This is a genomic window from Mycolicibacterium aichiense (assembly GCF_010726245.1).
GTDB classification, from domain to species: domain Bacteria; phylum Actinomycetota; class Actinomycetes; order Mycobacteriales; family Mycobacteriaceae; genus Mycobacterium; species Mycobacterium aichiense.
On the sequence record NZ_AP022561.1, the window covers coordinates 3,066,644 to 3,088,530 of the forward strand.

20 protein-coding genes are annotated in these 21,887 nt (G+C 65.9%); 6 read left to right on the forward strand and 14 right to left on the reverse strand.

Features of this window, described 5'->3' with window-relative positions; all coding sequences use genetic code 11:
- Positions 1-51: 51 nt before the first annotated feature.
- A complete protein-coding gene (locus G6N32_RS14925) occupies positions 52-951 on the forward strand; it encodes a metal-dependent hydrolase (RefSeq protein ID WP_115320254.1) in 900 nt (299 codons plus the stop codon).
- Positions 948-2,048 carry a PDR/VanB family oxidoreductase gene (locus G6N32_RS14930; RefSeq protein WP_115320255.1) on the forward strand — a complete coding sequence of 367 codons (1,101 nt, stop codon included), beginning with the start codon at positions 948-950 and terminating at the stop codon, positions 2,046-2,048. Before G6N32_RS14925 ends, G6N32_RS14930 begins: the two co-directional genes overlap by 4 nt.
- Here the strand turns inward: G6N32_RS14930 and G6N32_RS14935 are convergent, their stop codons facing one another.
- The 8 genes from G6N32_RS14935 to G6N32_RS14975 all read right to left on the reverse strand — a co-directional run bounded on the left by G6N32_RS14935 (position 2,049) and on the right by G6N32_RS14975 (position 9,906).
- The gene (locus G6N32_RS14935) at positions 2,049-3,359 is read right to left on the reverse strand and encodes an NAD(P)/FAD-dependent oxidoreductase (RefSeq protein WP_115320256.1); all 1,311 of its coding nucleotides are present in this window, start codon (positions 3,357-3,359) and stop codon (positions 2,049-2,051) included.
- Positions 3,360-4,094: 735 nt separating this feature from the next.
- A complete protein-coding gene (locus tag G6N32_RS14945; protein WP_115320257.1) occupies positions 4,095-5,246 on the reverse strand; it encodes a phosphatase PAP2 family protein in 1,152 nt (383 codons plus the stop codon).
- Between the two features lie 92 nt (positions 5,247-5,338).
- Positions 5,339-5,896, reverse strand: a complete 558-nt coding sequence (locus G6N32_RS14950; RefSeq protein WP_115320258.1) for a hypothetical protein — start codon at positions 5,894-5,896, stop codon at positions 5,339-5,341.
- A gap of 64 nt (positions 5,897-5,960) precedes the next feature.
- Positions 5,961-6,443 carry a MarR family winged helix-turn-helix transcriptional regulator gene (locus G6N32_RS14955; protein WP_115320259.1) on the reverse strand — a complete coding sequence of 161 codons (483 nt, stop codon included), beginning with the start codon at positions 6,441-6,443 and terminating at the stop codon, positions 5,961-5,963.
- A 36-nt stretch (positions 6,444-6,479) separates the two neighbouring features.
- Positions 6,480-6,968 carry a DUF421 domain-containing protein gene (locus tag G6N32_RS14960; protein ID WP_115320260.1) on the reverse strand — a complete coding sequence of 163 codons (489 nt, stop codon included), beginning with the start codon at positions 6,966-6,968 and terminating at the stop codon, positions 6,480-6,482.
- Positions 6,965-7,657: a DUF4396 domain-containing protein gene (locus G6N32_RS14965; RefSeq protein ID WP_163789275.1), complete on the reverse strand. Its 693-nt coding sequence runs from the start codon at positions 7,655-7,657 to the stop codon at positions 6,965-6,967. The genes G6N32_RS14960 and G6N32_RS14965 overlap by 4 nt, the downstream gene beginning before the upstream one ends.
- A gap of 25 nt (positions 7,658-7,682) precedes the next feature.
- Positions 7,683-8,108 carry a hypothetical protein gene (locus G6N32_RS14970; RefSeq protein ID WP_115320262.1) on the reverse strand — a complete coding sequence of 142 codons (426 nt, stop codon included), beginning with the start codon at positions 8,106-8,108 and terminating at the stop codon, positions 7,683-7,685.
- 4 nt (positions 8,109-8,112) lie between these two features.
- Positions 8,113-9,906, reverse strand: coding sequence for a thiamine pyrophosphate-requiring protein (locus tag G6N32_RS14975; protein ID WP_115320263.1), 1,794 nt, complete (start codon positions 9,904-9,906; stop codon positions 8,113-8,115).
- A gap of 98 nt (positions 9,907-10,004) precedes the next feature.
- On the opposite strand from G6N32_RS14975, the gene G6N32_RS14980 reads away from it, so the two are divergent.
- Complete coding sequence (locus G6N32_RS14980) at positions 10,005-13,016, forward strand: FAD-binding and (Fe-S)-binding domain-containing protein (RefSeq protein ID WP_308213160.1); 3,012 nt, start codon at positions 10,005-10,007, stop codon at positions 13,014-13,016.
- Complete coding sequence (locus G6N32_RS14985; RefSeq protein ID WP_115320265.1) at positions 13,013-14,104, forward strand: enolase C-terminal domain-like protein; 1,092 nt, start codon at positions 13,013-13,015, stop codon at positions 14,102-14,104. The genes G6N32_RS14980 and G6N32_RS14985 overlap by 4 nt, the downstream gene beginning before the upstream one ends.
- A gap of 2 nt (positions 14,105-14,106) precedes the next feature.
- Here G6N32_RS14985 and G6N32_RS14990 read toward each other — a convergent pair whose 3' ends face one another.
- The 3 genes from G6N32_RS14990 to G6N32_RS15000 all read right to left on the reverse strand — a co-directional run bounded on the left by G6N32_RS14990 (position 14,107) and on the right by G6N32_RS15000 (position 17,126).
- Entirely contained in the window at positions 14,107-15,354 is a 1,248-nt protein-coding gene (locus G6N32_RS14990) for a glycosyltransferase (RefSeq protein WP_115320266.1), read from the reverse strand.
- Positions 15,355-15,356: 2 nt separating this feature from the next.
- A complete protein-coding gene (locus tag G6N32_RS14995; RefSeq protein ID WP_232077119.1) occupies positions 15,357-15,848 on the reverse strand; it encodes a nitroreductase family deazaflavin-dependent oxidoreductase in 492 nt (163 codons plus the stop codon).
- Between the two features lie 99 nt (positions 15,849-15,947).
- Positions 15,948-17,126: an FAD-binding domain gene (locus G6N32_RS15000; protein WP_115320268.1), complete on the reverse strand. Its 1,179-nt coding sequence runs from the start codon at positions 17,124-17,126 to the stop codon at positions 15,948-15,950.
- A 225-nt stretch (positions 17,127-17,351) separates the two neighbouring features.
- On the opposite strand from G6N32_RS15000, the gene G6N32_RS15005 reads away from it, so the two are divergent.
- A complete protein-coding gene (locus G6N32_RS15005) occupies positions 17,352-17,843 on the forward strand; it encodes a MarR family winged helix-turn-helix transcriptional regulator (RefSeq protein WP_115321239.1) in 492 nt (163 codons plus the stop codon).
- Between the two features lie 61 nt (positions 17,844-17,904).
- On the opposite strand, the gene G6N32_RS15010 is transcribed toward G6N32_RS15005, so the two are convergent.
- A complete protein-coding gene (locus G6N32_RS15010; RefSeq protein WP_197935714.1) occupies positions 17,905-18,912 on the reverse strand; it encodes an SDR family oxidoreductase in 1,008 nt (335 codons plus the stop codon).
- Positions 18,890-20,686: a glycoside hydrolase family 15 protein gene (locus tag G6N32_RS15015; protein WP_115320270.1), complete on the reverse strand. Its 1,797-nt coding sequence runs from the start codon at positions 20,684-20,686 to the stop codon at positions 18,890-18,892. Before G6N32_RS15015 ends, G6N32_RS15010 begins: the two co-directional genes overlap by 23 nt.
- A gap of 258 nt (positions 20,687-20,944) precedes the next feature.
- Between G6N32_RS15015 and G6N32_RS15020 the strand changes: the two genes are divergently transcribed.
- The gene (locus tag G6N32_RS15020) at positions 20,945-21,484 is read left to right on the forward strand and encodes a hypothetical protein (protein ID WP_147292035.1); all 540 of its coding nucleotides are present in this window, start codon (positions 20,945-20,947) and stop codon (positions 21,482-21,484) included.
- A 31-nt stretch (positions 21,485-21,515) separates the two neighbouring features.
- On the opposite strand, the gene G6N32_RS15025 is transcribed toward G6N32_RS15020, so the two are convergent.
- On the reverse strand, positions 21,516-21,842 hold the full coding sequence (locus G6N32_RS15025) for a hypothetical protein (protein WP_115320272.1): 327 nt from the start codon (positions 21,840-21,842) through the stop codon (positions 21,516-21,518).
- Positions 21,843-21,887: the final 45 nt, after the last annotated feature.

Here is a 21,887-nt window from a genome sequence, read left to right on the forward strand (position 1 = left end):
CGCCCCGCGACGAGCTAGACTCCTCGGCAGTCACTGCCGGGAGGTTTGCCGATGCTGCGCCCACGCCGTTTCGAACGGGAGATCGATCCGGGCCCGGTGCAGATCCAGGCCCGCAAAGTCGCCTTCGACGTGTCCGGGGCGCCGTTGCACTGGATCCCGGGCCATCCCGTCGCATCCCACATGGTCGGGCTGCTCAACATCGTCCTCCCGGTTGCCGAGCGATGGTTCGTCGACGCCTACAACGAAGCGCTGCCGCTGGTGAAGGATCCGCGGCTGGCCGAGGACATGCGCGGGTTCATCGGCCAGGAGGCCACCCACGCCGACACCCACGACAAGGTTCTGCAGGAGCTGATGGTGGCGCGCGGCGTCGACCCCGAGCCGATCCTGCGCCAGATCGACTACGTGTTCGGTCAGGTGCTCTCGCCAAGCACGTCGGCCGACCCACGCAAGCGGCTGAACAATCTGTGCGATCGCCTGTGGCTGATCGCGGCAATCGAGCACTACACCGCGGTACTGGGCGACTTCGCGCTCAATTGCGCCTGGGACGACTACGGCGCCGACCCCACCCTGGTCGACGTGTTCCGCTGGCACGGCAGTGAAGAGGTCGAGCACCGCAACGTCGCGCACGATGTCGCGGTCTACTTCCACGACAGCTATCTCGACCGGATCCGCTCGATGGCCATCGCGGCGACACTGATGGCCGGTTTCTTCAACCGCGGCGCCTGGTTCCTGTGCCGGACGGACCCCAGCCTCGACATGAGCTGGTGGCGAATGCAGAAGCTGCGGGCCGACGACTCCAAACGCGGCCTGTTGCCCAAGTACCGCAAGCTCTTCGGCACGACCACGCTGACCTACTTCCGGCCGAACTACTCACCAGAGGACGTGGGGTCCACCGCGCAGGCGGTCGCCTACCTGGCCAGCTCGCCGGCCGCCCGCGCCGCGCACCTGTGAGAGTCCGGCCACGGCCCGCGCCGCCGAGCGCATCGGGCCGCACTCGCCACGACCCGTTGCTGCGCCTCACCGACGCGTCGATCACAGCGCTGTGGGCGATCAGCGGTGCAGTGCGACGCCCGGCCACGCCGCGGCCCCGCGAGCGCACGTTCACGCTGCAGGTCGTCGACCGCCGCGTGGTCGCGCGGGATCAGAACGTGGTGGCACTGACGCTGGCGGCGCCGGATCGACGGCCCCTGCCGGTGTGGCATCCCGGCGCGCATGTGGACATCCGCCTGCCCAGTGGGCGGATCCGGCAGTACTCGCTGTGCGGCGACCCGGCCTCGCGCACCAGCTACCGGATCGCGGTGCGGCGCATCCCCGATGGTGGTGGCGGGTCGATCGAGGTGCACGACGACCTTCAGATCGGGGCAACGGTGACCACCGGTGGCCCGCGAAATGCGTTCCCGCTCACGGTTCCCGGTTACGGCTCCCCCGCCCGGCAGCTGCGGTTCATCGCCGGCGGTATCGGCATCACCCCGATCCTGCCGATGCTGGATGTGGCCCAGCGGCTGGGTATCGACTGGTCGATGATCTGCGCCGGGCGTAGCCACGAGTCCATCCCGTTCCTCGACGAGATCGGCCGGTTCGGCGACCGGGTGCAGATCCGGACCGATGATGAACACGGAATCCCGACCGCCGCCGAACTTTTGGGCGACTGTCCGGATGGCTCCGGCGTCTACACCTGCGGTCCCGCGCCCATGCTGACCGCGATTCGGGCAGCACTGACCGGTCGCGACGACGTCGAATTGCACTTCGAGCGGTTCGCCGCCCCGCCGGTGGTCGACGGCACGACGTTCACCGCGACAGTGGCCTCGACGGGCGTCACGCTGGCGGTGCGGGCCGAGGAGACGCTGCTGTCGGCGCTGCAACGCGAGCGCGTCCCGGCACCGTACTCCTGCCAGCAGGGCTTCTGCGGAACCTGCCGCACTCGCGTCCTCAACGGCGTTGTGCAGCATCGGGATTCGCTTCTCACCGAACCCGAGCGGACCGCTGGGATGATGCTGACGTGCGTATCGCGCGCAGCCGACGGCGCCCACCTGACCCTGGATCTGTAGTCAGTCGGCCTTGATCATCGGAATGCCCTCGCTGGTGGAGAACTGGGCATCTTCCTGGCTGGCGAGTCCCATCGACACCAGCGTCCTCGGAAAGATCAGGTCGGTGAGGTAGGCCAGTGCAACCGCCCACCGGTTGACTCCGCGCGGTATCGCGTACAGGTGATAGGCGCGGGTGACGACCTTCGCGGGCAGGCCGGAGACCTGGATGTTGAGCGGATTGGCCACGGCCTTGCGCGGGCCGAGGTCGACGACCAAACCCATGTTGCGATGCCGGTAGTCCTTGGCGGTGCCGAATCCCAGGCTGGCGGCGACGTTGCGCGCCAACGCTTTTCCCTGCCGCACCGCATGCTGTGCGGTGGGCGGGGTGATGGTGCCCGGCTTGGTCAGGTCGGGGACGGCGGCGGCGTCGCCGGCGGCGAAGACGTCGGGGTGCCCGGGCACCCGCAGGTCCGCGCCGACCTTCAACCGGCCTTTCTCGGTCGGCAGACCGAGCGTCTCGATCAGCGGTGCGGCGCTCACCCCGGTCACCCAGGCCACCGTCCGGGTGTCGACCCGCGAATCATCGCTGAGCACAACGTGATCGGCGTGCACTTCCTTCAGCGTCAGACCCAGCCGAACATCGATGCCGCGATCGCGCAGAACTTCCCGTGCGGCTTTGCCGAGTTTCTCGCCCACTTCGGGCATCACCTGTTCGGCAAGGTCCAGCAGAAGGAAGCGCACCGTTTCCGGGCCGAATCCCATCTGGCGGGCCGCGGCGTCGGCCAGCGCCCGCAGCTGGACGACCAGTTCGGTGCCGGAATACGACGCGCCGACCACCACGACGGTGCGTCGGGCCGCGGCGACCGCCGGGTCGGAGTCGATACCGGCCAACTCCAGCTGCTCGAGGAAATGGTCACGCAAGTAGAGCGCCTCGGCGATCGATTTGAGGCCGCGGGCGTAGGTGGCCAGGCCGGGAATGTCGAACAGGCGAGTCACCGAGCCGGGCGTGAGCACCAGCCGATCCCAGTGCATCTCGTGGGTTCGGCCCTCGGGGTCGGTGTAGCCGAGCGTGTGCGCCGCCAGGTCCGCGTTGTCGACGCGGCCGCGGATCACCTGAACACCGGGAAGCGTGCCGGCCAGCGGGATGGAGACGAACCGCGCATCGACAAGGCCGCCGGCCACGTCGGGCAGCAGCGGTGTGTAGAGCATGTAGTCGATCGGCGAAATGAGGGTGATCTGCACATTTGCGTGGCTCCGGTGCAGGCGACGCTGCAGCCGTCGTGCACATTCGAACCCGGTGAAGCCGCTTCCTACCACCACCACGGACGTCATCGGCCCAGTTATACCCTCGCCCGGCGAATACAAACTCATGGGTTGGACTGTTGCGCCGCGCCGTGCCGACCGAGCAGGATGGGTAGCCCTATGGCACGTTCGCTGCTGTCTTCGGTCTGGTCGTCGGCGGCGACCTTCCCGGTGAGCACCGGGGCGGCGATGGCGTATCGCACCCTGTTCATGACCGTCAAGCGGTTGGTGGTCGGCCGCACGATGACCGTGCGACTCGACGGCGGGGACGTCACGCTGACCGTCACCGAATTCAACTCCCGTCTTGACGTTCGCGGCCTTGCCGTCGGACAGCTGAACGCCGTCCGGATCGCCGCGACCGATATCCGTTGGGGCAAGCATCATTTCGAAGGCGCCACGATGGTTCTGCACAATGTGCACCTGAAGCCGGGCGTTCCGCCGGTACTGGTCGCCGCCCCCGTCGAGGTGACCATGGCCGTCTCCACCCAGGCGCTCAACGCGGTGTTCTCCGAGTCGCTGCCCCGGCTGTCGGGTCACGTCGATGACGACGGGATCGCCAGGTTGCGATGGACCCGCCACCCCCGGCTGGGCAGCGTCGAGGTCGACGTGGAATTGGATGGCTCGACATTGTGGTTGCATCCGCGGGCGCTGCGCACCACTCGGCGGCGGTGGGCGTTGCCGACGCGGTTGCCGTCCTACCCGGTGCGGCTCCCGGAGCTGGCCAGCGGCCTGACCCTGACCAGTCTGTCGTTGGGGCCCAGCTCCTTACAGCTGACCGGTAGCCTCCCGCAGTGGCGGGCCGAGGTGCCCAGGGCGCGCGTCGAGGACGTCCTCACCCAACTCAGCGCTGTCGGGCGGCCACTCAATTTCACCGGGCGGTCCCGCCGCGGCTAGTCGGCGACGCTCGTAACGGCGCACCGCCAGCACCGTCACGGCGGCCAGCGCCCAACCGAGTAGCAAATCGATGACGTAGTGCTCGGCGGCGTACACCAGCGTGAACGCCATGATCATCACGTAGCCGGCCAGCAGCGGTCGCCAGCGCCGGGCGACCCGTCCCCACAGAAACGCCGCGATCATCGCCGACAGGCCAGCGTGCAGCGACGGAATGGCCGCGACCAGGTTGACGCTGGCCTGCCCCTCGTCGAGCAGCGCGCGGGCCACGTCCAGATGCAGCATCGCGAAGCCCCGGCTGGAGATCCGCTCCACGACGTCATTGGCGCCGGGGTGCTGGGTGGTCACCGGGCCCAGCAGCCCGCCGTCGGCGTGCGGCACCGGGCTGAACATGCACGGTGGTGCGGACGGACCGCCTGCCACATCGGCAGGCTCGCAGCGAGCGGCCGCCCACGGCGGGGCCGCAGGCAGCACCGCATAGATGGCCAGCGCGGCGAACGACAGCACCAGGAAACGCCGGACGAATGCCTTCCACTCGGCCCGGTCACGCAGCCACAGCACGCCGGCCACCACGTACGGAAGGATGAAGAACGACATGTACACCGTGCTGATCACCACCTCCCACCAGGGCGGGGACGGCATCTTGAGGTGTTCCTGAAGCCACACCGTGGGCACCGCGCCGAACATCCAGCGGTCCACCTCCGGCTGCCACACCCACTGGGTGGGGGTGCCGATCAGCCCGGCTGCTCCCCTGCTCAGGTCGTAGACAATCAGCACCACAGCGAAGGGCAGCCAATCCCGCACGATCAGCAACACCCGGCGCCTTCCGATGCTGGCGGCCAGCAGCCCGGTGCACACGTAGAGCAGAACGAGTTCGCGGTTGATGGCCACACCGTTTGTGGCAGTCCACAATACGATTCCGGCGAGCCAAATCCCGATGGCGATGCGACGGAGCAGCGTGAGCCGGTCGGTTCTGGGATCCGGATCGCGCTGCGGCGCTTCGGGGTCGACGTCGACGGCGGTCATCGCCGTCCACTCAACCCGTTCATCGGATGGGGTTACCCGCTTTGCGAAAGATTTCGTTAAGACACCGTTAATCGTGACGTGACGGGGCTTTCTCAGTCCCAGGCTGCGGCGACGGCCTCTTCGACGTCGATGACCTTCGCCTGCTGCGAGGCGGGACTGTCGATCTCGTCGGCGACGTATGCCGCGACGAAGCGGCGGATCTCGGTGTCGACACCGGCGACGATCCGCAGGATCTCGCCGCGCACCGATTTCGACGTGACGTGCACCGCGATGTCGGAGGGACGCGGCTTGGCGACGTCGATGACCAGGGTGAGCGGTTCGGCCGCGCGGGCGGTCGCCCGCAGCGCGATGTCGCCGTCGACCTTGAACCGCTGCTTGTCGACCCGCAAGTCCACGATCAGCTCGATCACCAGCGGGATGCGCACGTTGAAGGTGATGGTGTCACCCACGCTGCGGCGGGCGGTCGGCTCTTGGATTCTCACTTTCGCGGTGACCTTGGCCAGGCCGCCCGGTCCCTGGGCCATCGGGCCCATCTCGAATTCGCCGCCGGCGATCTCGGCGAACGCGGCAGCCACCCGCTCCTCGGTCACCGCGATCTCGAAGAACCGGCGCCCGAATTCCTCGTAGGTGACGAAGCTGTGGGATTGCATAGAGGTCTACGTTCTCACGTCCGATGTGCACGCCAGAGCGCGGACCGGTAACAAATCGGCGCTGTCAGGCCGGCCAGACCAGATGCAGCCCTGCCTCACCCGCCGGTTCCCCGGCAGCCACGGCGAACGCGTCCAGTGCGGCGACCACAGATTGCCGCTCTTTGGCGCTCATCGCGCGCAGCGCCCGGGTGATGGCACGGCGGCGATGGCGATTCATCTTGCGGACCAGTTGTCTGCCGTCTGGGGTAAGCGACAGCGAGATATTGCGCCGGTCGGCCGCGGAATCCTGCCGGTGCAGGAAGCCGGCCTTGATCAGCCGGTCACAGATCCGGCTGGCGTTGGACGGGCTGATGTCCAGCCCCGCGGCAACCGATGCGAGATTCAGCGGACCGTGGGTGTCGATCATCACCAGCACCCGCAGCTGCGGGACGGTGACGACTTCCGAGATCTCGGCTATGGAGGCGGCCGCAATGCCCACCAGCGCGCGGGAGGCGCGCAATACCGCATCGACATCTGCCGCCGACGGCCCGTCGATTGACTGCTGCAAATCCCCCGCCTCCTCCTCGTTGCGCTGCGCCAGCGTTCAATCGCTTTTCGCGGGCAGCACGGACACCGCACCTCTCTCTTCGAACAATGCCAGATGAACGTCGCGCGGGCTGTCATGGCCGTGTTGTCGCAGCGCCGCGTCGAGATCGGTGCGAGTCAGCCCACTGCGCCGTAAATTTCGTTCGTCGATCTCCCCGTCGCGGATGAGCACGCGCAGCGGCGGATCCACCAAGCGCCGCAGCGACGGAACAAACCGCATCCGAGCGATCAGCGCGTGTGCCGACATCAACGTCACCAGCGCCACCGCCCCCGTCAGCCACGCGGTGTCCGACGCGGTCGCGGTTCGCCCGACGATCGCGCCGACGGCGACTGCGGTGACCCAATCGAACGGGGTGAACTCCGCAATGGCGCGCCGTTGGGTGACGCGGAACGCCCCTGCCGCAGTCACGAAGAGCGTCAAAGCCTTCACCGCCGCCCACAGCGCCTGGTGCCAGTCGCCGATCAGCGCGTGTTCCCAGCCGTTCACATCGCCTCTTTGATCCCTCGCCTGATCAACCAGACGTTGGCCGGCCACGCCGTGGCGAAACCGATGATCATGCCGATCTGCATGAGGAACCAGTAGACGGGATTGTTCGGGTGCAATGGATGCCCGCCGAAGATGACCAACGACGTCAACGCCATCCACCCGAACAGTCCCACTTCGAATGCAGTCAGGGAGAGCACATCCGCTTTCGCCGCCTGCATCAGTCCTTTGCGCAGCCCCAAGCCCCGCATCGGGGCAATCGCGAAGTACTGGAACACGATTCCCAACACCAGCGCGGCCGTGTAATCACCGATGTACTCCGGAAGCAGCGCGCTCCCGAATAGTTCGAGGGCGAGCGCGAAGACCGCGAATTCGGCGATGATGTCACCGAGAGTGCATCCCGCCCCGCAGTGGCTGACACCGATCGCGGTGGTGGCCCAGCTCGGCTTGTCGGGCGGATTTCTGCGATTGCGCTCGGCTGACCACTTGCCGCTCTGTGGTCTTCCGTAACGGCAATACATCCAGACGGCGATCGGGCCGAAGTACAGGCCGGTCACCGGCCACACCGCCTCCATCACCCGCATCCGCTGCCGATAGCCTCGTGCATAGATGTCGGCGAGGATGATCACCGAACTGATCGCGGCCAGTGTCAGCGCACACCAGGACAGCATCACGAGCCACGCAGGCGTCACACCAACCTCCGAAGAAGTCGGGACCTCATCGCAGCAACCACTGGCACAACCGTTCGGCCAACGTGTTCCGCCACTGCAGGACCGTGATGCTCTCCGGCGCGCTCGGCGGCTCGTGCCGCCGAACCGCGATCACGTCGGCGACGGTGAATGCCGTCGCCGTGGCAACGTTCGCACCGGCGGCCCGCCGGCGACTGTCGTTGCGGCTGAGAACAGCAACGCCACCCATGGTCACCCCGTGTATGACGTCTACGACTGCTTCCATCTTCAGCACACACCGGGTCGGTCGGAGGGCGCACACAGCAGACTCGGCGAGCAGCCGACCGCCGAGAATCCGCATGGCGGTGCGGGTTCCGTTGCTCAGGTCCCTATCGCCCACATGTCCGGCGACCTCGTCGGGAGCGACCAGCACCGCGACTCCGAACCCGGCCCGGGTGAGAGCCAGCCAGTTCATCGGATCACCCTTCCCGATGGGGTAAGAACTCTTGGGCCTTGGCTTTTGCGCCCTGCATAATGATGTGCCAGCGGGCCGGGTCGCCCTTGGCCAGCGCGGTCAGCAGTTCCCTTCCCTGTTCGTAGGTTGCATGCGGTGGTATGGGGGGCATCTCCGGGTCGCAGTACACGTCGATCACGGTCGGCTTGTCGGCGGCCAACGCACGGTCCCACGCCTTCCCGATCTCGTCAGGGTCATCCACGGTGATGGCCTCCAATCCCATGCAACGCGCGATATCGGCGTAGGAGACATCCGGAAGTGCCTGCGATTCCTCGAATTTCGGGAATCCGCCCATCGCTCGAAGTTCCCAGGTGACTTGGTTGAGGTCGTTGTTGTGGAACACGCACACGACCAGCCGCGGATCGGTCCACTGCCGGTGGTAGCGGGAAACGGTGAGCAGTTCGGCCAGGCCATTCATCTGCATCGCGCCGTCACCGACGAGAGCGATCGCAGGGCGGTCGGGATGGGCGAACTTGGCGCCGATCGCGTACGGTACGCCGGGCCCCATGGTGGCCAGCGTCCCTGATAGTGATCCGCGGACCCGGTCGTGGACTTTCAGGCATCGTGCGTACCAGTTCGTCGATGACCCGGAGTCCGCCGCCACGATCGCATCACCGGGCAGCCGGGAGGACAGCTCCCAGACCACCCGCATCGGGTTGACCGGTTTGGCGGACAGCATTGCCTGCTTTTCCATGGTCTCCCACCAGCGCGCGACGTTGTCGATGATGTCGTCACGCCACGTCGTCGAATCCTTCGGTAGCAACAACGGGATGATCGCCCGCAGGGTCGCGGCCGCATCGGCGACGATGTTGATCTCGGTGGGATACCGCATACCGATCGAGGTTCCGTCGATATCGACTTGGACGGCGCGAGCCTGGCCGAACTTCGGCAGAAATTGGGTGTAGGGAAAATTCGACCCGACGATGAGCAGGGTGTCACAGTCACGCATCAGCTCATAGCTCGGGCGGGTACCGAGGAGTCCGATCGAGCCGGTCACATATGGCAGGTTGTCAGGAAGAACGTCCTTGCCCAGCAAGGCCTTTGCTATCCCGGCTCCGGTGAGTTCGGCAACCATTTTCACTTCTTCGGCTGCGCCTCGGGCGCCCTGGCCGATCAGGATCGCGACCTTCTCTCCGGCGTTGAGGATCTCGGCGGCATGTTGTACCGCGTGCTGCGACGGCTCGAGTACCGGATAGCCGAAGCTCGGGCCACTGGAGGGAACCTGCTTGAACGCGTGCTGTGGTGGGGTGAATTCCTCCTCCTGCAGATCCGACGGAATGATCAGGGCCGTCGGCGCCCGTCTGGTCAGAGCTGTCCGGATGGCCCGGTCCAGGGCATTCGGTAGTTGTTCTGCGACGTTGACCTCCACCAGGTAATCGCTGGCCACGTCCTTGTACAGCGACTGCAGATCGACTTCCTGCTGGTAAGAACCACCCATCGCGCTTCGTGCGGTCTGCCCGACGATCGCGACGACCGGCACGTGATCGAGCTTGGCGTCGTAGAGCCCGTTGAGTAGATGCACCGCGCCGGGTCCGGAGGTCGCCATGCACACCCCGAGTCCGCCACTGAACTTTGCATAACCCACTGCCTCGAAGGCAGCCATCTCCTCGTGTCGCGCCTGCACGAATTGCGGCTGGTTGTCGGCAGCCCCGAAGGCGCCGACGATCCCGTTGATCCCGTCGCCGGGATACGCGAACACATGTCGAACTTCCCAGTCCCGGAGGCGGGAAAGCAGGTAGTCCGCAACTGTCATTGCCATGTTTTCTCCTCTGTATCGGAGGGCACCCGGTATCTGCTGTTCTGCACGGCGCTTACCCGAAGCCGCTGAACACAAACCGGTTTGACAGGAGTTTCCCAGTGGCAATCCTTGCTTCCAATCAACTAATTGGCCGCGACCGCACGATGTTGCGCGAGGAGCTCGAACGGCGCGTAGACGGAGAGGTCCGATTCGATACCGGCAGCCGGGGCGCCTACTCCACAGACGCCTCCAACTTCCGCCAGATTCCCATCGGCGTCGTTGTGCCGCACACCCCGGAAGCCGCAGCCGAAGCCGTCGCGACGTGCCGAAGACACGACTGCTCGGTGTTCTCTCGCGGCGGCGGCACCAGCCTGGCCGGCCAATGCACCAATACCGGGGTGGTCATCGACTGGAGCAAGTTCTGCACCCGCGTGGTCTCGGTCGATGAGTCGGCCGGCACCGCCGTCGTCGAACCCGGCATCAAACTCGACGACCTCAACGACGCCCTGAAGGAATCGGGCTGGATGGTCGGACCACGGCCGTCCACCCACGTGAGTTGCACGATCGGCGGCATGATCGGCAACAACTCCTGCGGGGCGACTGCACAGGCCTACGGCAAAATGGTGGACTCGGTACGGCGACTGGAAGTGCTGACCTACAACGGATTACGGCTGTGGGTCGGCCCCACCTCCGATGAACAGCTCGCCGAGATCCTGGCCGGCGACGACGACAGGGCCGATCTCTACCGTCGGCTGATTGGCCTTCGCGACAGATACGCCGACGAAATCCGGCTGCGGTATCCCGACATCCCGCGACGTGTCTCTGGCTACAACCTGGACAATCTGCTGCCGGAGAAGGGCTTAGATGCCGCCCGTTTGCTGGTCGGCAGTGAGAGCACGCTGGTCACAGTGCTGCGGGCCGAGATTGCGCTGGTGCGGCGGCCGACGGCACAGGTGCTTACCGTCCTCGGCTTCTCCGATATCCAAGCGGCGGGAGCGGCGGTGCCCCAGATCCTGCCGCACCAGCCGGCCGCACTGGAGGGTTTCGACAGTCGCCTGGTTTCACTCGAGCACGTCAAGCACCTCGCCGAGGGCGCACTGGACGAATTGCCCAGCGGTGACGCCTGGTTGATCGTCCAGTTCAACGGCGACGACCCCGAGCAAGCCGACGAGCGCGCCCGGGCCATGCTCGACGACCTGACCGGCGGCGACTCTCAGGACACGTTGGTGATCGACGACGCCGACCAGCAAGAGCGGATGTGGAGCGCCAGGGAGGCCGGGCTCGGCGCGACCGCACACCAGCCCGATGGCAAGGACACCCACGCGGGCTGGGAAGACGCCGCCGTTCCTCCTGAGCGACTGGGCGACTATCTGGCCGAGTTCCAGCAGCTGCTGGAGCGCTACGACTACGGCAGTGCCTCGCTGTACGGACACTTCGGGCAGGGCTGCGTACACACCCGCATCCCTTTCGATCTGACCTCTGCCGCCGGGATCGCCACGTACCGGAGCTTCATCGAGGCCGCGGCGCAGCTGGTGACCGGCTACGGCGGATCGCTGTCGGGTGAACACGGGGATGGCCAGCAGCGCGGTGAGCTGTTGCCGATCATGTTCGGCGAGAAGATCATCGAGGCGTTCGGCGAACTCAAGAGCATCTTCGACCCCCTCAACAAGATGAACCCCGGCAAGGTCGTGCATCCCCGGCCCATGGATGCCGATCTGCGCTGGGGCTCGCAATTCCGCCCGATCGAACCCAAAACGCTGTTCGCCTATCCCGATGATGACCACCGCTTTTCTCGTGCCGCCAACCGTTGCGTGGGGGTCGGCAAATGCCGCGGTCATGAATCAGGGGTGATGTGCCCGAGCTACCGGGCCACCGGTGAAGAAGAACACTCCACGCGAGGTCGGGCCCGGCTGCTGTTCGAGATGTTGCAGGGCGACGTCATCACCGACGGCTGGCGGTCGAGGGAAGTTCGCGACGCGCTGGATCTGTGCCTGGCGTGCAAGGGGTGCCGCAGCGACTGCCCGGTCAACGTCGACATGGCAACCTACAAGGCCGAATTCATGCACCACCACTACAAACGCCGACTCCGCCCGCTGGCCCACTATTCGATGGGCTGGCTGCCACTGTTGGCCCGCATCGCCGCTGCTGCGCCGCGGCCGATCAACACACTGGCGCACACGCCCGGCATCACGACTGCACTGCGGGCCGCCGGCGGCATTGACCAGCATCGCGACATCCCGCGCTTCGCCACCCAGCGGTTCACCGACTGGTTCCGCCGTCGCCGCGCGCACCGGGGTAGCCGCGGCACCGTGGTGCTCTGGCCGGACACTTTCACCAACAGCTTTGATCCGGACATCGCCAAGGCCGCAGTCGCCGTCCTGGAGGACGCCGGGTTCGAGGTCAACGTTCCGCGTCAGGCCGTCTGTTGCGGACTGACCTGGATTTCCACCGGTCAGCTCGAGGTCGCCCAGCGTGTCCTGCGGCGCACCTTGGGGGTTCTCAGGCCGGCTCTGCGCGCCGGCACCCCGGTCGTTGTGTTGGAACCCAGCTGCGCGGCGGTCTTCCGCTCCGACCTGCCGGAGCTGCTCCACGGTGACGAAGACGCCCAACGGCTGGCTCAGCAGACACGCACCATCGGGGAGCTGCTCGCCGAACGCGCACCGGACTGGCGCCCGCAGTACCGGGACGGCAAGGCGATCATGCAACCGCATTGCCATCAGCACGCTATTCTCGGCATCGACAAGGACCACGAATTCCTCGACCGGACAGGTCTTTCCACCGAGATCCTCGACGCCGGGTGTTGCGGTCTCGCCGGCAATTTCGGCTTCGAGAACGGCCATTACGACGTCTCGGTGACGTGCGCCGAGGACAAGCTGATGCCGGCGGTCCGCGCCGCGGACGCCGCGACGACGGTCATCGCCGACGGCTTCAGCTGCCGCACCCAGATCAGCCACCTTGCTCCTGACCGCAACCCGCGCCACACCGTCGAGGTGCTCGCCGACACCCTCGGCTGGCGCACCCAAGACGACAGCGGACACGGTGCCGGCCCTCGGCTGGCGGGCATCGGCGCTGCGATGGTCCTCGGCGCAACTCTGGCCTTCCGGCATCACCGCGGTAAGGCGATGCCGTGACGGCCGCCCCTACGATCGAGCGGGTCACGGTGTCGACGTACCGATTTCCGGCACCGCATCCGGAATCCGATGGAACGTTGACATGGGATGCGACGACCGCGGTCGCCGCCGAGGTACATGCCGGCAATGTCGAGGGCCTGGGCTGGACGTACAGCGGCACCGCTGCCGCCGCGGTGATCGTGGACAACCTCACACCGGCAATACGGGGCCGAGACACGTTCGACATCGAAGGCGCGTGGTCGGCGATGCACCGCGCATGCCGCAATCTGGGTACCAAAGGTCTTGTGATGCAGGCGATCAGCGCGGTCGATATCGCGTTGTGGGATCTCAAGGCACGACTGCTCGCCGTCCCGGTCACCACATTGTTCGGTCAGGTCCGCGACCGTGTGCCGATCTACGGCTCGGGTGGGTTCACCTCTTCGACCGACACTGAGATCGCCCAGGACGTCGCGGCATGGCGGGCCGCCGGGTGCAGATCCATGAAGATCAAGATCGGAAAAGCTTTCGGCAGCGACGTCGAATGGGATGTGCGCCGGGCGGCGCTGCTGCGTGAAATCGCTGGTCCAGACATCGAATTGATGGTCGATGCCAACGGCGCCTACACGTGTGGCCAAGCCAAACGGGTCGGTGAAGAACTGGCCGACCTGGGGCTCCGCTGGTTCGAGGAACCGGTCAGCAGTGACGACAAGGCCGGTCTCGCCGACCTCAGAGGGGCGGTGACCGCCGACGTCGCCGCCGGCGAATACATCAGTGACACCTACGATGCACAAGCCCTGGCTCCGGTCGTCAGCTGCCTCCAGCTCGACGCCACCCGCTGTGGCGGGTACACGGGGTTCCTACGCGGATGCGCCATCGCCGCGGCACACAATCTGGATGTTTCGGGGCATTGCGCGCCCTCGCTGCACGCCCCGGTTGCGGCGGCGGTTCCCCGCGTGCGTCATGTCGAATGGTTCACCGACCACGTGCGCCTTGAACCGCTGCTGGTCGATGGGGCTCCCACAGTGAGCGGGGGGACACTGGAAGTGACGAGCCGACGTCCCGGTCACGGGATGACGTTGGCGGCCGGGGCGGCCGACTACCGCCTGTGAGTTCAGAATTCAGCCGACTTCTCGATTGTGGGGTAACCCTTGACCGGCGGGGTGGCGTCCAAGGTCGGGCGAGCGTCGAGCAGACCCTCATAGATGCGCAGCACTTCGTCGGCGATTTCATTCCAGGCGTATCGCGCGCAGGCACGATCTCGTCCGGCAAGTCCTTGACTGCGCCGCAGGAACGCATCATTGAGCATCGTCGAGGTGGCCGCGGCGATGGCGCGCGGGTTGCGCGGCGGCACCAGGGAGCCGGTCACGTCGTGCACGATGGTGTCTCGCACCCCGCCCACTGCCGACGCGACCACCGGGATTCCGCACGCCATGGCTTCCAGGGGCACAATGCCGAAACCTTCGCTCCACGGAGTGGACAGCACCACGTCGGCCGAGCGCAGCATTTCGGGCATTGCGTCGTGCGGTATTGCTCCGGTGAACACCACGCGTTCAGCCACGCCCAACTCAGAGGCCAGCACTGACAGCCGCCGCACCTCGTCATCGTCGGCAAGGCTTTCGACGTCAGCTCCGCCGACGATCACCAGCTCTGCCTGAGGAATAGCCCGCAGCGCGATGATTATCGTGTCAAATCCTTTGTGCGCCAATGACGTACCAACAGCAACGATCCGGGGGCGGTTGCCACGCTCGACGCTGGGGCCGGTTGTTGAAAACTTTTCCACGTCGACACCGCATGGCACAACCGACGCATGAGACCGCGAACACCCAAGCCGGATCAGCTCCTGCAGCTCGTCGGTGTGCGTCGCAACGATCCATGAGGCGTGCCGTGCGACCAATCCCTCCAGTTTCGTCCGCGCGGTTGCGTCGGCGTGGCGCCGGCCCAGCTGCCGGTCCTTGGCGGCGCCCAGCTCGTGGAATGTCTGTACTGTCGGAATGCCGGTGCCACGGGTGGCCAATTCCGTTGCGACGCCCGATGTCCAGTAGTGTGCGTGCACTACGTCGGGTGGCTCTTCGACCCACTGTTCGGCGAGTGAATGGCTGAATTTTCCGAGGTGGTGCGATACTTCGGTTTCCGGCAAGGGCTTGGCCGGACCGGCGTCCACCTGCACAACGGTGTAGCCTCGCGACGTCACAATGCACCTCGGGCTGTCTGGGTCACTGCGCCGGGTGTAGACCGTGACATCGTGGCCGCGGGCAGCCATCGCCGCCGACAGCTCCGCGACATAGATGCTCTTACCGCCGGCCTCGCCGCTTTCGGCCGCAAGGGGGCTGGCGTCCTCGGCCACCATCGCCGTTCTCATCGCTATCTCCTTTCGTCGTTCGAATAGCTGCCCGAATCGGTTGATTCGGTTGCTGGTTGACCGAATTGCTGAGCGCGCGGAACAAACTCGACGAAGGGCAGGTGGAGCCCGACAGCCCGGAAGTCGCCTTCGGATCCGTCGACCGAAAATCCCATCAGACGCGGGAGCAAGTGGCGCGCCAGGGTTCGGTGTCGTGCCGCGTACCGGGCGAAGACGTCGGCTCCCTCTTCCGGGGAGAGAGGCACGGCGGTCACCGGTATTCTCCGTCTGCCGACCTGGATGCTGACCCGCGGGGTGTGCAGAACGTTGCGGTACCAGGCTGCCGTGGGTCCCCAGCCGGAGGCCACGACATATCGATCGTGCCCGCGATCGTGCCTGACCACCTCAAGCACCGCTTGGCGCGGTGCGCCGGAGACCCGGCCGATGTGATTGAGCAGCATCAGCCGATCCCCGAAGATCCAGCCGCAGCCCAGGCGGTAGGCGTAGATCGGCATCCGGTAGAGCATTCGGGCCAAACGCCTGGGGGGTTCGACGTGTCTGTCTATCTTCACTTGCGCTGACCTTTCTCGCACCATGGGGATCGGCTGCCGAGATCACATCGAGTAGTCCGGCAACTCAAAGTCGTCGCGCAGAGTGCCGGAGGCGACGAGATCGAAAATCGGACCGAAGTTCATCGCCCGCATCACCAGATGGCGAATCCGTAAGCCGAACTCCGTCTTGGTCGCAAACACCGGAAGCAGTTTCTTCGCAACGCCCTGTTTGTCTTCGATGAAGGGGCGCATCCGGCTTTCATATGCCAGGAATGCGCGATGGTGATCGCCCTGTGCGCAGTGGAGTTCACCAGCCAGGACGTAGGCGGCGGTCATGGCCAGACCGGTGCCCTCGCCGGCGAGCAGAGAGACGCAGGCAGCCGCATCTCCGATCAATGCCACCCGCCCCTGCGACCAGCGGTCCATTCGGATCTGGCTCACCACATCGAAGTACAGGTCGTCGACATCCTCAAGTGTGGTGAGGATCTGTTTACACTCCCAGCCGGCATCCCCGAATTCACGCCACAGCAGTTCTTTTCGCGCGTCGAGGTCGCCGGGATCACTGCATGGATCCGAGCGGAACACGAACAGGAAGAGGGTGCGGTCGCCGCGCAGCGAAAACCGTGAGACCGACCGACCGGGGCGACCGTAGGTCATATACACCAGCTCGTCGCGAGGCCGATAACCCTCCACGACTGCCGCCGCGACCAGGCAACCCAGGTAACGCTCCACGCTGCCGTCTGCGGTGAACTCCAGTTGGCGCACGTTCGAGTGCAATCCATCGGCTCCGACGAGCATGTCGAATTGTTGTGGCTGCGTGCGCGCGAAAGTCAGTGTGACGCCGCCAGGGTTCTGATCGATCGCGGTGATGCTGTCGTCGAAGATCGCTTCGACTTGATCTTCGATGCTGGCGTAGATGATTGCCGCAAGGTCGCCACGCGCCACGCTGATCAGTTCACCGCGTGCAGCCCGCCGAAATTCGCTCACCTTCATACTGGCCAGGGCCCGTCCGTCCGGTCCTACTGAGCGAAGCGACTCGAGCCGATATCCGGCCTCTCGGATCGCCGGCTCCACACCCATCCGTTGCGCGACGCGGTATCCCACCCCCCAGAAGTCGATGAGGTAGCCGCCGGCGCGAAAGTGCGGCGCACGTTCGATCAACGTCGGTTCGTGCCCGCACCGGTGCAGCCAGTACGCAAGTGTCGGACCGGCCACCCCGGCGCCGCTGATCGCAATTTTCATCTCGCACGTCCTGCCCGTCGGCCGGAATCCACTCTGCTACGAGCCGACGCGCGCGGATCGCACGTAGCGGCGCGCCGCTCACCGCAACCATAGCACTATGCAACAGTTGCAGCCAGCGGTATTTGATCATCAGCACGATGCGACCAGTGCTCGCAATCGTCGTGAGCCGCGCTACATTTGGAGCGGAGTACAGCGGCGGATTCGCCCACGGCGATGGAGGAACCGATGACGCCCCACAACGGGACGGCCGAAGACGACTCGTCGGACGCGATCATCGATGCACTGTTGACCGCGTCGCGTCTACTGGTGGCGATCTCGGCCCGCTCGATCGCTCAGGTCGACGAGACAATCACCATCCCGCAGTTTCGGACACTCGTCATTCTGTCGGCCCGCGGCGCGGTCAACGTCGCCACTCTGGCCGGACTCCTGGACGTGCAGCCGTCGACTACGGGTCGAATGGTGGACCGTCTTGTCACGGCGGGGCTGATCAATCGACGGCCCCATCCTGATTCGCGACGCGAGCTGGTGGTGGAGTTGACGGCACGCGGCCAGCAGATCGTGCGCGAGGTGACCGAGCACCGACGCGACGAGATCGCGCGCGTCGTGGCGAAGATGCCGAATCGCGAGCGGCATGGCCTCGTCCGTACGCTCACCGCATTCACCGCAGCCGGTGGGGAGCCCGCGGCGCGTCTCGAAGTCGACGGCTATCTGATGTAACCGGGCCGTCGGTCAGTCGTTCTCGCGCCGACCGGACGACTCAGCCCGTGGTGACTGGCGATTACCGGCGTTGCGCGGCCAACGCCGCCACCGCCGCTCCCCCGGCCACCGCGGCGATCGGTGCGATGTGTTCCCGCAGCCACCATTGCGGGCTGCGGTCATGCGACCTGTCATCGAAGGACCCATGCGCGCCGTGGTCGGCATCGAGGTCGTCATCGTGGGGTTGCCACAGATTCGGAGCGTTACGCGGTGCCGGCTCATCGGTCTGCTGCGACTTGTAGCCGGTTGCAGCCAGATAGCGGTCCAGCACCCGCGGCGCGATGCGTTGTCCCAACAACGTTGCCACCGTGCTGGCACCCACCCAGAACTGTTTACGGGCAGGATGTTTGGCGGCGAACAGCACCGCGCGTGCCGCGACTTCAGGCTGGTAGATCGGCGGAACCGGCTGCGGATGCTTCGGCAGGCGAGACAGCACCCAGGTGAACTGGGGCGTATTGACCGCCGGCATCTGCACCACCGTCACATGGACCCCACTGTGGTCATGCATCAGCTCGGTTCGCAACGACTCGGTGAAGCCGTTCACGGCGTGCTTGGCTCCGCAATAGGCCGATTGCAGTGGGATGGCCCGACCACCCAGTGCCGATCCGACCTGCACGATGGTTCCCGCGTTTCGCGGGCGCATTGCGTGCAACGCCGCCATCGTGCCGTAGACGAAGCCCAGATAGCTCACCTCGGTGACGTGCTTGAACTCGTCGGGTTCGATCTGGTGGAACGGGGCGAACACCGACGCGAAGGCGACGTTGACCCAGACATCGATCGGACCGAGCGCAGACTCGATGGCATCTGCGGCCATTTCGACCTGCTTGTAATCCGACATGTCGGTGGCAACGGCGAGCGCTCGGCCGCCGGCGTGCTCGACCTCGGCGGCGGTGGCGGCCAAGCCCTCGTACCCGCGCGCCAGGAGACCCACGTTGGCCCCCTCGTTCGCGAAGATCCGGCTCACCGCACGGCCGATTCCGGCGCTGGCGCCTGTGACTACGACGGTTTTACCGTTCATCGATCCAGCCATCACGCATTCCTTTCATGTCGTCTGGGGTGGATCGCGCCAATGTGCTCGATGCCTCGAACATCAGCGCGTGGACGAATGCCTGCGGGATGTTTCCGCGCAACTGGCGTTGGCGGATGTCGTACTCCTCGGAGAACAACCCCGGCGTCCCGCAACCGGAGCGGTTGCGTTCGAAATAGCGGTATGCCTCGACCGTGTGGCCTTGTTGCTGAGCGGCGAGCGCCATGAGGAACCCGCACAGAAGGAAGGCGCTGTCACTGGTTCCGAGTCCCCGTCGAGGCGGATAGCGGTACACGTAGTGGTCGCGACTCAGATCGCGTTGCACAGCACGGTAGGTTGCGACCGAACGCGGGTCGCGGCCCGGCAGGGCGCCCCGCAGTGCGGGTAGGAGCAACGACGCGTCGACCCGCTCGTCGTCGGCCGCCCGCTGCCACCGGCCCGTGGGGTGCAGGCACCGTGACGATGTGTCGGCGACGATGTGGTCGGCCAGCGTACTCAGTCGGCCCGAGTCCCGGTCGATCCCGGCGGCGGCCACAGCGCGCAAACCGGCCGCGCACGACAGGCGCGAATGCGTCCAGCGTCGTTCGTCGAGTTCCCAGATGCCCGCATCGGGTCGGTCGATGTTGGCGTCGATCGCGTCGACGGCGACATCGATAGCCCGGCGACTGTCGGTGGTGAGCATGTCGTGGCGCGCCGCGGCCGCGAACAGTAACAGCGCCTCGCCGAAGACGTCGAGTTGAAATTGGTCGCGGACGTGGTTTCCGGCGAGATCGTAGCCGCCGGGATATCCGACCAGGTCGAGCCGCCGTTGTTTGGGCACGGTGTCGCCGGCACCGGTGTAGGCGGGCCGAAGGTTGGGACCGTCGGCCAGTAGCCGTTCGGACACGAAATGCACTGCTGTGCCCACCAATTCATGTGGCCCGTCGGCGGCCACCGCGATACCGGCATAGCACTGGTCACGAATCCAGGCGTACCGGTAGTCGTAGTTGGCTCCCTCGTCGGCGCGTTCCGGCAGGCTCATGGTGGCGGCCGCGACCATGGCCCCGGAGGAGGTGGTCAGCCCCCGCATGACCGCGTAGCTGTGCACAGCATCTCGTGGAGCTGCGGTCGGACCAAGGCTGGGAATAGCTGCTGCCCAGGCTTTTTCGGTATCCGACCAAACTTGCGGAGCAACCAACGGCCGATCCGGCAGCTCGCGGTCGGACAGTTCGAACACCAGATCCGCGCTCTCCCCTTCGCTGAGGACGACGGTGGCCTCCAGCGAACGCTCTGCGGCAGTGTCGCCGGCGATCTGCGCTTCTGCGGCGCCCGACCATCGCATCCGCAACGGTCCGACATTGGCCGACCAGCAGCCGCGCGCGTCGTCGCGCCGGATGTCGCGCATGTGCAGTCGGCCGAACTCGGCAGTCGGCTGCAGTCGCACGTGCAGGCGGGCGTCCCCCCGAATCGCCTCGATGCGCCGGAGGACGACAACGGTGTCTGCCCGGCCGGGAAACGCCAACGCCTCCCGGCATTCGATGATGCCGGACGTGGTTACCCACCGTGACCGCCAGATGAGCGAGCCAGACTCGTAGTAGCCGCCCCACACGAACGGATCTGTCGGCGAGACCGTGTAGCTGCCGCCGCCGCCGATGAGCGTTCCGAACACGGCATCACTGTCCCACCGGGGCGCACACATCCATACGTACTCGCCGCGAGGGCCGATCAGTGCGCCTCGTTCTCCGTCGGCGATGAACGCGTAGTCGCGTAACGTCCATGGCTCGGGCACTGCGGGCATGAGCCATGGCTACCCGGCCTGAGGCTGTGCATACCGGTCCCGCCCGCACCCTAATCGAGGCCTCACCGAACACTTATATTGTTTGCATAACAGCAACTGTTGTCTGGTGTAACACGTCTGCGGGCTCCGATCACCAGCCATGCTGACTATGTGGGCATCGTTAGGAATGCCGGACAAGGTGTTTACGGCTGGTCCATTCGGCAACGTCACGGGGGTAGAGGTGATAACCGACTCTTACCGGACCGAAGGAGACTCACAATGGCACGTGATACCAGAGGGCGGATACCGGGTGAGACCACCGACATCCGACGGGTCAGTCTCACCGGCGCACATTGGTCGGGGGCTCGGCGCTGGCTGGCCGTACAAGCGGTGGTCGTCGGCGTCCCGACCGTCGCGGTGTTGATCATCCTCGGCATGTCCCCAAGCCGCGACGCCGTGATGGTCGGGGGCGTGCGGATCGGCTGGACACTCGGATGGTGTCTGCTCGGGGTGGCGGTTGCCACCGGAGTGGCGGCTTTGTGGCGGCGCCTTGCGTTGATGGTCACCGGGTCAGTCAGTGTGGCTGCGGTGATCCTGGTTGTCGTCTGCGCCGTCGCAGGTGCCCACCACAGCCACCCGTTCGGTTCGACCGCGCCGGTGTTGCTGGTGTGGGCGGCACTGTTCTGCTACAACCTGGCTGTGGCTATCTGGTTGGTGCCTGATCACATCGAAGGGCCCGCGTGGGCGCCTCTGCGGCGCTCCAGCGGGCCACTGTCCACGCGTGGTTCGGTTAGACCCGAACGACCTCGGTCTCCCTAGCGGACATCCACGTCGGCGGATGATGCCCGCCTCACGGCGAGGATCGAACCTGCGTATCGGGCTGATCGGCGGTCGCGTTCGGCTGGGCCGGCGTTCCCCCCGGCAGCTGACTCAGACCGATGCAGGTGCCGGTGTTCGAACCGTCACACGGGATCCCTCGAATCTCGGGCAGCTGATCGGGGCCACGGAGATTCACTTCCGGCGACGGCGAGTCGATCGACGGCAGACAACCGTCGAAGTAGATCTGGGTGGTCTCGCTGGTCGGGCAAGGATCCGCGATCGGATCTGCGGCCGGCGACGCGCTTTGTCCCACCGCTGCCGGTATGGCCGCGGCGGCAAACAGGGCCGAAATCGTCACAATTCGATTTCTTACGGAACTCACTGATAACACTTCCTTCTCACA